General features: G+C 49.6%; 10 protein-coding genes and 1 tRNA gene. 3 read left to right on the top strand and 8 right to left on the bottom strand.

Annotated elements, in window-relative coordinates; all coding sequences use genetic code 11:
- Positions 1–17 precede the first annotated feature (17 nt).
- Both RBH76_13185 and RBH76_13180 read right to left on the bottom strand, forming a co-directional pair.
- A complete protein-coding gene (locus tag RBH76_13185; protein WMJ83668.1) occupies positions 18–542 on the bottom strand; it encodes a DUF1850 domain-containing protein in 525 nt (174 codons plus the stop codon).
- Between the two features lie 24 nt (positions 543–566).
- A complete protein-coding gene (locus RBH76_13180) occupies positions 567–1,604 on the bottom strand; it encodes a TAXI family TRAP transporter solute-binding subunit (GenBank protein ID WMJ83667.1) in 1,038 nt (345 codons plus the stop codon).
- Positions 1,605–2,433: 829 nt separating this feature from the next.
- Between RBH76_13180 and RBH76_13175 the strand changes: the two genes are divergently transcribed.
- Both RBH76_13175 and RBH76_13170 read left to right on the top strand, forming a co-directional pair.
- Positions 2,434–5,376, top strand: coding sequence for an acyl-CoA dehydratase activase-related protein (locus tag RBH76_13175; protein WMJ83666.1), 2,943 nt, complete (start codon positions 2,434–2,436; stop codon positions 5,374–5,376).
- Positions 5,369–6,688, top strand: a complete 1,320-nt coding sequence (locus RBH76_13170) for a 2-hydroxyacyl-CoA dehydratase (GenBank protein WMJ83665.1) — start codon at positions 5,369–5,371, stop codon at positions 6,686–6,688. Before RBH76_13175 ends, RBH76_13170 begins: the two co-directional genes overlap by 8 nt.
- A gap of 154 nt (positions 6,689–6,842) precedes the next feature.
- Here the strand turns inward: RBH76_13170 and RBH76_13165 are convergent, their stop codons facing one another.
- Positions 6,843–8,447 carry a peptide chain release factor 3 gene (locus tag RBH76_13165; protein ID WMJ83664.1) on the bottom strand — a complete coding sequence of 535 codons (1,605 nt, stop codon included), beginning with the start codon at positions 8,445–8,447 and terminating at the stop codon, positions 6,843–6,845.
- A 156-nt stretch (positions 8,448–8,603) separates the two neighbouring features.
- Between RBH76_13165 and RBH76_13160 the strand changes: the two genes are divergently transcribed.
- A tRNA-Val gene (locus tag RBH76_13160) sits at positions 8,604–8,680 on the top strand.
- Between the two features lie 353 nt (positions 8,681–9,033).
- On the opposite strand, the gene RBH76_13155 is transcribed toward RBH76_13160, so the two are convergent.
- The 5 genes from RBH76_13155 to RBH76_13135 form a co-directional block, all read right to left on the bottom strand.
- Complete coding sequence (locus tag RBH76_13155; GenBank protein ID WMJ83663.1) at positions 9,034–9,804, bottom strand: double zinc ribbon domain-containing protein; 771 nt, start codon at positions 9,802–9,804, stop codon at positions 9,034–9,036.
- 86 nt (positions 9,805–9,890) lie between these two features.
- Positions 9,891–10,316 carry a hypothetical protein gene (locus RBH76_13150; GenBank protein ID WMJ83662.1) on the bottom strand — a complete coding sequence of 142 codons (426 nt, stop codon included), beginning with the start codon at positions 10,314–10,316 and terminating at the stop codon, positions 9,891–9,893.
- Between the two features lie 37 nt (positions 10,317–10,353).
- Complete coding sequence (efp, locus tag RBH76_13145; protein ID WMJ83661.1) at positions 10,354–10,911, bottom strand: elongation factor P; 558 nt, start codon at positions 10,909–10,911, stop codon at positions 10,354–10,356.
- 98 nt (positions 10,912–11,009) lie between these two features.
- Positions 11,010–12,086, bottom strand: a complete 1,077-nt coding sequence (locus tag RBH76_13140) for a Xaa-Pro peptidase family protein (GenBank protein WMJ83660.1) — start codon at positions 12,084–12,086, stop codon at positions 11,010–11,012.
- Positions 12,083–12,910, bottom strand: a complete 828-nt coding sequence (locus RBH76_13135) for a TIM barrel protein (GenBank protein WMJ85237.1) — start codon at positions 12,908–12,910, stop codon at positions 12,083–12,085. Before RBH76_13135 ends, RBH76_13140 begins: the two co-directional genes overlap by 4 nt.
- Between the last annotated feature and the right edge of the window lie 4 nt (positions 12,911–12,914).

The raw sequence follows: 12,914 nt of genomic DNA, 5'->3' as shown, positions 1-12,914 counted from the left end.
GTGCAAGGAATCGACGTTTAGGTAAGCCGCAGCAGCCTTTTTAAAACGCTGCGACGTGATATCGAAATTGAAAACGGCTGTTTCGGGTATAATTTCCCGATCTCAACTGTATCATCGCCGTATTTAAATATATGACCGGCGATATTCCCCCCTATATATCCGATAGATGCTTTCCACTCCGGTTTAAAATCCAAAATGTAAAAATCACCCTCCTGCCGAAAATTCATATCGGCAGTTTCATAAATGGTATCTATCATACCTGCACCATAGCTTTGAAAATAACCTTCCTCCAACGTGATCAGCTTGTTTTTAGGATCTAGGCGGTACACCTCGCGAATCAACCCTTTGTTGACCGAATGCCTGAATCCTACTTCACACTCGGTAGATGTGATAATCTTCTCATAACGGACTTTTCCTTCAGAAGATACCACAAGACTGGGCGGGAGTAAGGGCAACAACAATAACAAGATAATGACGCTAAGAAGAACGCAGGCGGACGAGATGGCTCTCGCCCGCCCGCGTACATACTTTTTAATATCCAAGATTATATCTGGATTAGGTTTTCCTTACGGAACCTTAACGCCAATCTCAGTGTAGTATTTCGCGGCGCCGGGGTGTACATTTCCGGGAACGATGCCGATCATAGCGGATTCACTAGAAAGCTCAGTGCCCTTGGCGTGTGCGCTAGCCAGATCGGCCTGATTCTCAAACAGCGCCTTGGTGAAAGCGTAAACGTCGTCATCGGACAGCTCAGCACGGCAAATGAGAACAGCCTTGATAGCAAGGGTGGTCGCATCGGCTTCGGTCTTATAAACGTCCTTGCCAACAGTGTAGTCGGCATAGAAAGGATATTTCTCGATCATGGCGGCACGCTCAGCATCGCCGATAGAAACGATCTTGACGGGCTTGGAAACAGAAAGCTCGGTGATCGCACTGTTAGGGGCGCCAGCTACGACGAACGCTGCGTCGATGGTGCCATCCTGAAGCGCACTGCCGGACTCTGCAAAGGAGAGGTCACGAACCTGAACGTCGGCAGCAGTCAGACCATAGGCCTCGAGGAACTGCTCAGCGTTTGCACGAGTGCCCGAACCGGGAGCGCCCATCGAGACAACCTTGCCCTTGAGGTCGGCAATGGTGTTGATGTCCATATTGGTGGTCACGCAGTGAACAACCTCAGGATAGAGGGATGCGACTGCCTTAACATTGTTGACAGGCTGTCCATCAAAAGTCTCAAGTGTGGTGCCGCCAACGGCATAGGCCATGATGTCGGTCTGAACGATGCCGAAATCAACATCGCCGGACTCGAGCAGGCGGATATTCTCAACAGAAGCGCCGGTGGAGTTCGCGGTGATGTTCGAGCCGGTTGCACCGTTGATTACCTGGCAGATGACGCCGCCAAAAGCGTAATAGGTGCCGGAAGTGCCGCCGGTAGCCATGATGAAGTCACCATCAATCGTCGGCCCTGCGGGTGCTTCAGACGGTGCGGGTGCTGCGGACGACGGTGCCGGAGCAGCCGACGAAGCCGGAGCAGAAGATGTGCCGCCGCAGGCTGCGAGCACCAGCACAAGTGCCAGCGCCATGGAAATTGCCAAATACTTTTTCATGAAATTTCCTCCCATTCAACTTGCATTATGTGCGGTTTTGATTTTAGATAAAAAAATGTCAACCGCCATTAGTGTTTACAGTATAGCACAGGGGTAAATAATTGGCAAGTTTTTTGGGCTAAATCATGAACAAAATGAATAAAATTACAATATATTTAGCTTTTATGTATATTTTCTGTATTATTGTTTTTGAGTATTTGTTTATTTCCTTTATTATAAAAGCTTTTTATAGTTTTTTGCAATATTCATTAAAATGTATATTTTACTATAATTAATAACCATTAAGCCCATTTTTTGCCTTTTTGTGTAAAAAATTTTAATGCATTAATATGTTAAATTACTTGACCCTCCCTTCATTTTTAGCTTCATATTTCTGTATCAGATTAAAATTCCGCTTTATTTCGTTCGTTTTTTTGCAACCGATATGCAATTTCCTTCATTATTAAAATTCACTTGTTCGTTACGCAAGTACAGTTGTAGTCCTCAAATTTCATATTCACAGAAATAAGTGCATTATTTCGTCATTGTGCATAATTTCCTGCACAAACCGCCTTTTTCACAGGGTTTCCGCCATATTTGGCATGCTGCCAAGGCCTTTGTGCGCCTTTACACTTTCCGTTCATATCTTGTTCAGTGTATTGCCGCAATAGGTCCTAAAAAGAAACGTCACACGTTTTCCCATTAAATATGTATCAGTTTTATAGATATTGACATCCTGACACAAAGCTTCTATGCTATAGATACTTCAAAGGCAACTCGTGACTAATCCCTAATTTGACAGCTTTGATGCTTTAATCTTTCAGCATAACACAATGTGTGGGTGAAACAAGTGAAAATTGGTATTGATATAGGTTCTACGACTATAAAGTGTGTGGTGCTCGATACGAATGACAATATTGTCTATCATTCGTATGAGCGCCATTATTCGCAAATTGCAGAAAAAACAACCGAGCTCATCAACATAGTCCGCCAAAATTTTGCTCTACAAGACGGTCTCGTGCTAGCAATTTCGGGCTCTGCGGGCATGGGACTGGCCGAAAAATGCGGCATTCCCTTTGTGCAAGAAGTTTTCGCGACCCGTGTTGCCCTGCGCAACCGTCTGCCCGAAACCGATGCGGCTATTGAGCTGGGCGGCGAGGACGCTAAAATTCTATTCCTGAAGAATGGGCTAGAGGTGCGCATGAATGGCTCCTGTGCCGGCGGCACCGGGGCATTTATTGATCAGATGGCGACTTTATTGGATATTACACCACAGCAGATGAATGATTATGCCGCGCGTGCCCAGCGCCTGTATACCATCGCTTCGCGCTGCGGCGTGTTTGCCAAGTCCGATATTCAGCCGCTACTCAATCAAGGCGCAAACCATGATGATATCGCTGCCTCCATTTTTTCGGCAGTTGTCAACCAGACCGTCGCGGGGCTGGCACAGGGTCGCCCCATCACCGGTAACGTCATCTACTTAGGCGGCCCGCTCACCTTTTTATCCGAACTGAGAAAAAGCTTTGACAGCACTTTAAAGGTTACTGGCCTCTGCCCTGAGAACTCTCTTTATTATGTCGCGATTGGCGCGGCGCTTTGTGCCGACCGAGCTATCGAACCGCAAAAGGCGTTACATCTGCTGGGCAATCTATCACATACGGGGCAGTATCATTTTATTGAACCGTTATTTGAGAACGATCGGCAATACAGTGATTTTTGTGCGCGCCACAGCCGATGCACCATTGAGGAAGCCGACCCCGCCGCTTACACCGGCAGGGCTTTTCTTGGCGTTGATGCCGGCTCCACAACGATCAAGCTGGCGGTTATCGATGACGAGGGTTGTCTTTTGTCCAGTGTTTATCAACCCAACAAGGGTAACCCCGTTCCGGTTGTGCGTGAATTTCTAATCGATTTCTATACTCGATATCCCCGCATCGCCATTGCGGGTGCCACAGCCACCGGATACGGTGAGGATTTTATTAAAAATGCATTTTCGCTAGATTACGGCATCGTTGAAACCGCTGCACATCTTGCGGCGGCGCAACATTTTTTGCCGGATGTTGAATTCATTATTGATATCGGCGGTCAAGACATTAAATGCTTTAAAATTGAAAACGGCATTATTGATAGCATCTTTTTAAATGAGGCCTGCTCCTCGGGCTGCGGCTCATTTTTGCAGACCTTTGCGAACGCCTTAGGCTACAACGTTGAGGATTTTGCCAGACTTGGCCTGTTTGCTGACCGCCCCGTCGATCTGGGCAGCCGCTGCACCGTGTTTATGAATTCCTCGGTCAAACAGGCACAGAAGGACGGCGCTTCCATCCAGAACATCTCGGCAGGTCTTTCGATTAGCGTTGTCAAAAATGCTCTATATAAGGTTATCCGTGCCTCCTCGCCCGAGGAACTTGGGCGGCACGTCGTTGTTCAAGGCGGCACCTTTTTAAATGATGCTGTGCTACGCGCTTTTGAGCAGGAAATGAAGCTTGAAGCGGTTCGCCCGACCATTGCCGGGTTGATGGGCGCCTACGGCGCTGCGCTTTATGCCCAATCGCACCCCAAGAGTCAAAGCAGTATTGCCACGCTGGCACAGCTGGAAAGTTTTATCCACAATATCAAGGACATAAACTGCGGCCTATGCGAAAACCATTGCCATCTGACCATCAACACTTTCTTTGGCGGACGCAAATACATCAGCGGCAACCGGTGCGAACGCCCCGTGACCAACCGCCACAATTTTAATGCGCTGAACATCTACAATTATAAGCTCGAGCTATTAAAAGCCTACGGACCTAATCCACAGGCTAAACGTGGTGTAATCGGTATTCCAATGGGGCTCAATATGTTTGAGCTGCTGCCATTTTGGCACGCGTTTTTCTCACAGCTTGACTTTTCAATCGTGACCTCGCCGCTCTCCGACCGTGAGATCTATCTGCTCGGACAGAGCACCATTCCGTCGGATACCGTTTGCTTTCCCGCCAAACTGATGCACGGGCATGTGCAAACACTGATTGATAACGGAATTAAAACCGTATTTTACCCCTGTATGAGCTACAATCTCGACGAAAATTTGGGGGATAACCACTATAACTGCCCGGTTGTGGCCTATTACCCCGAGGTCATCGGTGCGAACATGCCCGACCTGCGCAGCGCCACCTTTATTAAGGATTACGTCGGCATTCACCGACCATATGAGTTCCCGAAGAAAATGCACAAAATACTGACCGATTATTTCCCCGACGATAATATCACGCTGTCTGAGGTGCAAAATGCTGCAAAAGCCGCTTACGCTGAACAGGATGTTTATCTTGCACGCATCCGCGAACGCGGCGAAGCCATCATCCAAGAGGCCCGCGCAAACGGTAGCCCCATTATTGTGCTGGCGGGCAGACCATATCATATCGACCCGGAAATCAACCACGGTATCGACAATCTTATCACCAGCTTTGGGGTCGGGGTTATTTCGGAGGATGTCATCAGCGACCGTGTGCCAAAATTCCCGGTCAATGTCTTAAACCAGTGGACCTATCACTCGAGGCTTTATGCCGCCGCCCGATATATCAAAGATCAACCCGACATGCACCTTGTGCAGCTGGTTTCGTTTGGCTGTGGCATCGACGCCATCACAACAGATGAAGTGCGTTCTCTGCTAGAGGACGAGGGGAGGCTTTATACTCAGATAAAAATCGACGAAATAACCAATTTGGGTGCTGTTAAAATAAGACTGCGCAGCCTGTTTGCCGCGGTCGATCAAAAAAATGTACAAACTGCAGCAGGAGGTAGCTGCCATGCATGAACCCCAATCGCAACAACCCAGTCGCATTATCTTTACTAAAGAAATGCGACGCGACTACACCATTTTAGTTCCCATGATGGCCCCGATTCATTTTGAGTTAATTCGCAACGTGATGCGCAATGCCGGTTACAAGATCGAAATTCTTGAAAACTGCAGCCATCAGGTGGTTGAAGAGGGCTTAAAATATGTCCACAACGACACCTGTTATCCCGCCTTGCTGGTCATAGGCCAGCTGATAGACGCATTAAACAGTGGCAAATATGACCTGGACAAAACTGCGCTAATGATGAGCCAGACCGGCGGCGGTTGCCGTGCGTCAAACTATATACATCTGCTGCGCAAGGCGCTTGTCAAGGCTGGGTACAGCCATTTGCCAGTCATTTCGGCTAACCTTTCGGGCCTTGAGGAAAACCCGGGCTTTCAGGTGACGCTGCCGATGATCAGAAAGCTGATCGCCGCCTTGATCTATGGGGATATGCTCATGCTGCTTTCGAACCAAATTCGCCCCTATGAGGACGACAAGGGCAGCGCCGACGGCATGATCAAGCGGTGGATTGCCGAGTTGACCCGTCAGTTTAAAGCTGGAAACGGCCTAAACCTGACCCAAATGAAGCATAATCTTGAACGCATTGCCACCGATTTTGGGCAGATACGAATCACCCACACCCCCAAGGTCAAGGTCGGCATTGTCGGTGAAATCTATGTCAAATATTCAAAGCTCGCCAACAACAATCTTGAGGAGTTTTTAGCCTCGCAGGACTGCGAGATCATGTTACCCGGCCTGTTGAATTTTATGCTGTTCAAAGTGGACAACCGTCTTGAGGATCATAAGCTATACGGCGGTAACTGCATGAAATATTTGGCTGTTAGCGGATTTATGAAGCTTTTACTGCGCATGGAACGCATCATGCTCGACGTACTGTCAAAGCATCCGCAATTCACCGCGCCATCTCCTTATTATCATCTCAAGGCATTGGTCAAGGACATCATCGGCTATGGCAACAAGATGGGCGAGGGCTGGCTGCTCACCGCCGAAATGGTCGAGCTGATCGAGCACGGTTACGGCAACATCGTCTGCGCACAGCCATTTGGCTGCCTGCCCAACCACATCAGCGGCAAGGGCATGATCCACCGACTACGCGAATTATATGGCAATATTTCGAACATTGTCGCGATTGACTATGATCCTTCAGCCACCCGCGTCAATCAAGAAAACCGCATCAAGCTGATGCTGGCTGTTGCTAAAGAGCGTCTTGACCATGAGCTGGGACAGACACAAACCACTGATAACCGCGAGCCTGTGTTGGTGTAGTTTAGTTTGAATTTTTTTAAAAACGTAGCATCATCCGGCATTTGATATTTTTAAAGACCATACTCTCTATCCTAAAACGTAAAAACGCGTCTTGAAGCGAAGTTCCGCTTCAAGACGCGTTTTGCATATTGATTTATGAATATGATCACTTGAATCAGCTTTTTGAAAACTCCGCCAGTTCAAGCCCCTTATTGTGATCAAGCGCCCATTGCACACTCCAACTGTTGGCAAACAGCAGCAGGTTGTTGCCCTTTAAATCCTGTATGCGCTTGGTATCGGACGAGAGTTGCAGCTTCTTGGGGTCCATTTCCTTATTGGTCAGCCAACGAATATATTGGTACGGTAGATTTTCGCGTCGGATTTCAACCCCATACTCATGAAGCAGCCGGTGCTCAAGCACGTCGAACTGCAGCACGCCGACCACACCCACAATGACGCGCTCCATACCGGTTCCCGGCTCCTGGAAAATCTGGATGGCACCCTCCTGCGCAATTTGGCTCATGCCCTTGACAAACTGCTTGCGTTTGAGCGTGTCTTTTTGAGTAATGACCGCAAAATGCTCGGGCGCAAAAGTTGGGATGCCCTCAAAGATCACCGGCCGGGATGGGGCGCAGACCGTATCGCCGATGGAAAAGATGCCCGGGTCAAACACGCCGATGATATCACCCGCAAAAGCCTCTTCAACAATTTCACGATCCTGCGCCATCATCTGCTGCGGCTGCGAAAGCTTGAGCTTGCGCCCCGCCTGAATATGCAGTACATCGGCACCCTTTTCAAACCGCCCGGAGCAGATGCGCATAAATGCGACGCGGTCGCGGTGCGCCTTGTTCATGTTGGCCTGAATTTTAAACACAAAGGCCGAAAACTTATCTTCAAAAGGATCTACAACACCGATGTCGGCAGTGCGCGACAGAGGCGGGCTGGTCATGCGCAGAAAATCCTCCAAAAACGGTTCTACGCCGAAGTTGGTCAGCGCCGAACCGAAAAACACCGGCGTCAGCTCACCGCAATCCACCCGCTTCTGGTCAAATTCTACGCCTGCCCCGTCGATCAGCTCAATATCCTCCTGCAAGGTGCTGTGCAGCTCTTCGCCGAGGATTTCGCCCAGCCGCGCATCGTCAAGTTCCAACTCAGTAGCATCCACCGCACGCGCACCGCCACTATTGGCAGTAAACGCAATAATCTCGCGGCGGTGCCGGTCGAACACGCCTTTAAAATCGCGCCCAGAGCCGATCGGCCAGTTGACCGGATAGGTCTCGATGCCCAGTTCCTCCTCGATCTGCTCAAGCAGCTCATAGGGGCTGCGGGCGTCGCGGTCCATCTTGTTAATAAAGGTGAAAATCGGAATGTGGCGCATGGTGCAAACCTTAAAGAGCTTCCGAGTCTGGTTCTCAACGCCCTTTGAAGCGTCAATGACCATCACGGCTGAGTCGGCTGCCATCAGGGTGCGGTAAGTGTCTTCAGAGAAATCCTGATGTCCCGGGGTATCGAGAATATTGATGCAATATCCCTCATATTCAAACTGCATAACCGACGAAGTGACCGAGATGCCGCGCTGCTTCTCTATCTCCATCCAGTCTGAAACAGCGTGTCGCGCAGCCTTTTTGCCCTTAATTGAGCCGGCCAGCTGAATAGCGCCGCCATAAAGCAGAAATTTTTCTGTGAGGGTGGTTTTACCGGCGTCAGGATGCGAGATAATCGCAAATGTTCTGCGCCGCTTGATTTCATGCTCTAATTTTGACAAGGTATAATCCCCCATGCTTCTACTACGATTTCTATATCCTACAAACGTTTATAATAACAGAAAATGCGCCTATGCGCAATAAAAGTCTCAAAATTATGCTGAAAAATTTTGCACTTTTTTTATTATGGGACTTGCCATCATTTTTTAAATATGCTATACTTATTAAGCTTCGGAGGCATAGCTCAGCTGGTCAGAGCGCTTGCTTCACACGCAAGAGGTCCCCGGTTCGAGCCCGGGTGCGTCCACCAAAGAAACCTTCAAATTCTGCATTGTGATGCGGATTTTGAAGGTTTTTTAATTATTAAAATTTTAAATAATCTTTATGAGCCCACGATACAGCAACCGACGAATAGATGATTCAAGCCGGCTTGATTACCGGCTTTATACTTTAAACTTCTGACGGAAAGTAGGCTTGCCATGCCTGAAAACATCATCTGGGCACTCGCAATAGGATTCGGAATGATGCTGGCGCTTATCGTCTTGTTTTTTATGATTATGTCATATATTTATTGATGCATTCATCAAAGAAGCCGCATGAGATTCATGCGGCTGACTTTTTATGGTGGTAGTGCGTTGTTCTCGGCGTCTTTTTGACTGCACTTCACAACAACTCCGGCATATCCCCCCGCCGCAACGTAGTGGAAGCCGTCAGGCAGCAGACCTCCGTGGCACCACATTGGCGCAAAAGCTGCGCGCAGCGGTCAAGTGTGGCACCGGTGGTCATCACATCGTCAACGAGCAGAATGCGTCCGAAACAAGTTGCCCCCGTTTGCCTATGATAGCCCTTTTGCGCGTTTTCAAACCGCTGAGTAAATGAAAGGGTATGCTGTGCCTGCTTTTTTGCGTCACAGATCAGCGGAGATGGTAAATAGTCTATATTCAGCCGTATCGCCAGCTTTTCCGCCAGCGTTCTGGCCTGATTATGCCCGCGCTTTTCTATGTTTTCGGCGCTCATCGGCACCTCGGTCACTGCATCAAAGTGACCAGCTTCAGCCAAGCCAAAAATCACAAAGGCTTCGGCCATCAAGCTTGCGGCCTGCTCCAACGCCGGGCTGTGCGGCTGCATTTTGAGGCAATTGATTAAATAATGTGTATCCGACTCATAGCAAAAAGCAGAAACGCCGCGAGAAAAATAAAAAGGTACTTCTCGGCAGACGCAACTGTCAACAGGCTTTCCGCAGACTGGGCAGCGGTTGGCGGCGCAAAGCTTTTCCGGCAGCTGCTGCATGCACTCGGGGCAAAGTGCTGTCCCAATGGGCGTCACCTCACGGCAGACGGCGCATCGTGGTGGAAAGAATAAATCCAGGCAGCTTTTCCAGTTTAAACGCAGCGTTTTCAGACTCTGCGCATTCCTTTTAATACCGATACCCACCACACTCCCTCACCGAGAAAAAGCGGCTTCTCAATAAATTGAGAAGCCGCTTTTTTGTGCGTTTTCAGATGAAACAAAAGCGCGGCTTACTCGTCGCCTTCGGTCTCGCCCTCTTCGTCTTCATCCTCGTCGAAGTCGAACTCAAGATGCTCGCCGCAATTAGGGCAATCCATCTCGCCTTCTTCTACCATATCCTCGTCGAGGTAAATGCTGTCGCCGCAGCTCGGGCATACGATTTCGTACAAATCGCCGTCCTGGCAGCAGTCACAGTCGTCATCGTCGTACTCTTCGTCGTCATAAACAATCTCTTCGAGTCCATCAAGGTCCTCGTCAATCATGTCGATCTGTTCGCCGAGTTCGCCGACAACCTCCTGCAGGTCGCTGACTTCAAACGCAATGTCATCAAGCACGTCGATGATCGCGTTGAGCAGCTTTCCTTCCTTGCTGGAAGTATCAAGATCAAGACCCTCGGTAAGACCCTTAAGGTATGCAACTCTTTCAGTAACAGTCATGTCGGTCATCCTCCTTAAAATTTATATTGTAAAAGCATTAAGCGCGCTCGAGGTATTCGCCAGTTCTGGTATCGACGCGAATCATGTCGCCCTCGTTGATGAAGAGCGGAACACGAATTTCTGCACCGGTTTCAAGGGTAGCGGGCTTTGAAGCATTGGTAGCGGTATCGCCCTTAAAGCCAGGATCGGTCTGAGCGACCTGCAACTCAAGGAAGTTAGGCGGCTCAACGCCGAAGATTACACCCTTGTAGGAGAGAACCTTGCAGGTAACATTCTCCTTGACAAACTTAAAGTTGTCCGAAAGCTTGTCCTCGTTGATCGGGATGTTCTCGTAGGTTTCGGAATCCATGAAATAATAAAGCCCGCCATCGTTATAGAGATACTCCATGTCCTTGCGCTCGACAAAAGCGGTCGGGAATTTCTCGCTGGGGCTGAAGGTGCGGTCGGTGACCGAACCGGAAATTACGTTGCGGATCTTGGTGCGAACAAAAGCGGCACCCTTACCCGGCTTGACGTGCTGAAATTCAATAATCTGAAAGACATTGCCGTCAATGTCAAAGGTTACGCCGTTTCTAAATTCACCTGCTGAAATCATATAGCTGCTCCTCCTTGAGATAACTCTCTTGCATATGTACCTAATAATAGCCTAAAAAGACACTTTTTTCAAGTATTGAAACGGGTTTCTTGAAAATTTTATAAGATGATAAGCTGTTTCGGACTGTGGGTAAGATTTTCAAAGCCCACCTCGGTGACGACTACTACGTCTTCAATGCGAACGCCGAATTTGCCCTCTAGGTAGATGCCCGGTTCCACACTCAGCACATTGCCCGCCGCGGCAAACGTTTCGGTCATCGGCGAAAAGCGCGGCTCCTCGTGTATTTCAAGCCCGAGCGAATGCCCCAGCGCATGACCAAAGCACCCCTTGTAGCCCGCATCCTCAATAAAGCTGCGCGCCGTGTGGTCTATCATTTTACAGCTTGCCCCGGCTTTTATGACTTCAAACGCCTTATTCTGCGCTTTTAGCACTGCATCGTAAACTTTTTTCTGCTCGTCGCTGACATGCCCAACCGCCACAGTGCGGGTCATGTCGGAACAGTAGCCGTCCTTGAGCGCGCCAAAGTCCAGCGTGAGAAAGTCGCCCGGTTCAATTGGTTTTTCTGTTGGGACGCCGTGCGGCATCGAGCTGTTTTTGCCCGAGACGGCAATCGTGTCAAACGCGAGACCATCGCCACCGAATTTGCGCATGATATACTCCAGCTCGCTGGCCACCTCACGCTCGGTTCTGCCCGCGCGGATAAAGTTTAAAAGCTCGGTGAAGCTGCGGTCGGTGATGGCCTGCGCCTGGCGCATGGTGACAAGTTCCTCGGCGGTTTTGACCGAACGGTGCGACAGGATGATATCGTCCAGCAGCTTACCCGAGAGGAACGTCACCCCGGGCAGCGCCTTTTTCCAGCCTTCAAATTCCGAGACGGTCATGTGCTGCGTTTCCACCGCGATGGTTTTGACGCCATGCTTTTCTACAATTGCACGCATCTGCTTGAAAATCTCGCGCTGCTGCAGCGTCACTGTACAGCCCTGAGCGACCGCTTTAGCCTTTTCGATATATCTAAAGTCGATAACTAGCTCAGCTTGGTCACGCATCGCTAGCAGCGTCCCCGCGCTGGAAGCCATGCCGGTATAATATCGGCGGTTGACATCCGAAATAATCAGCGCCGCGTCAACCTGTTCCGGCAGCTCACGCCGCAGCCGCTGTAACCGCTGTTGGATCATAACTTTTCCGCCCCCTGAGCCAATATTTTTTCATAATATGTGCGCATCCATCTGGCGTCCTCAGCCTGGGTGCCGGCCGATTCGCAGATTACAGTCGGATAGCAGCCCCTTTGCACCATCAACTCAGCAAGCGGCTCAAAGTCCGGCCCGAAAACGGTATCCTCAAAAGTGAGATGTCGTTTTTCTCCGCCGCTTTCAGTATATTCTATCTTTGAAAAATGTGCATGGAATTCTTTTAGGCGTGCATTCCCCAACGCGTTTTCTATGGTGTCGAACACCGCTTTAAAATCGTCGAAGGTTTTTAAGCCCCCAAAAGTGCGGGCGTTCAGATGTCCGAAATCGACACAGGGTAGCATGCGCTCGTCAAGACGACACAGCGCCATCACTTCCTCGAGCGTACCGAGCTGGTTTAGTTTGCCCATCACCTCGGGACAAATGCGTACATCGGAGAGCCCTTCGGCATCGAGTGCCGCAATAGCCCAACCCATCGCCTCACACGCCAGAGCAAGCGCCTCTTCTCGGCTCATTTTCGCGCAGGACCCGGAATGTACAACGATGCGGTTGCCGCCCAAAAGCTTCACCGCGCGAGCAGATTGCAAAATGTACTCCACCGAATTGCGCCGCTTTTCCTCCTCAACCGACGAAAGCGATATATAATAGGGCGCATGCAACGAAATGGCAATGTTGGCCTCTTGCGCCAGCCGCGCAAATTTTTCGGCCATACCTGAATTGACACGCACACCGCGTCCACACTGATATTCAAAGGCGTTGAGCCCCATCTTGGTCAGATACTCCGGCATCTGCTCGGTCTTTTTATAGCCCATTGCA

The organism is Oscillospiraceae bacterium MB24-C1 (genome assembly GCA_030913685.1).
Classification (GTDB): Bacteria; Bacillota; Clostridia; order Oscillospirales; family Ruminococcaceae; genus Yanshouia.
This window is presented reverse-complemented; position numbering and strand designations above follow the sequence as displayed.

Coding starts and splice junctions, on each gene's coding strand:
- RBH76_13135 (WMJ85237.1), bottom strand. CDS start 12,910: ATGGGCTATAAAAAGACCGAGCAGATGCCGGAGTATCTGACCAAGATG.
- efp (WMJ83661.1), bottom strand. CDS start 10,911: ATGATTTCAGCAGGTGAATTTAGAAACGGCGTAACCTTTGACATTGAC.
- RBH76_13140 (WMJ83660.1), bottom strand. CDS start 12,086: ATGATCCAACAGCGGTTACAGCGGCTGCGGCGTGAGCTGCCGGAACAG.
- RBH76_13180 (WMJ83667.1), bottom strand. CDS start 1,604: ATGAAAAAGTATTTGGCAATTTCCATGGCGCTGGCACTTGTGCTGGTG.
- RBH76_13170 (WMJ83665.1), top strand. CDS start 5,369: ATGCATGAACCCCAATCGCAACAACCCAGTCGCATTATCTTTACTAAA.
- RBH76_13150 (WMJ83662.1), bottom strand. CDS start 10,316: ATGACTGTTACTGAAAGAGTTGCATACCTTAAGGGTCTTACCGAGGGT.
- RBH76_13165 (WMJ83664.1), bottom strand. CDS start 8,447: ATGGGGGATTATACCTTGTCAAAATTAGAGCATGAAATCAAGCGGCGC.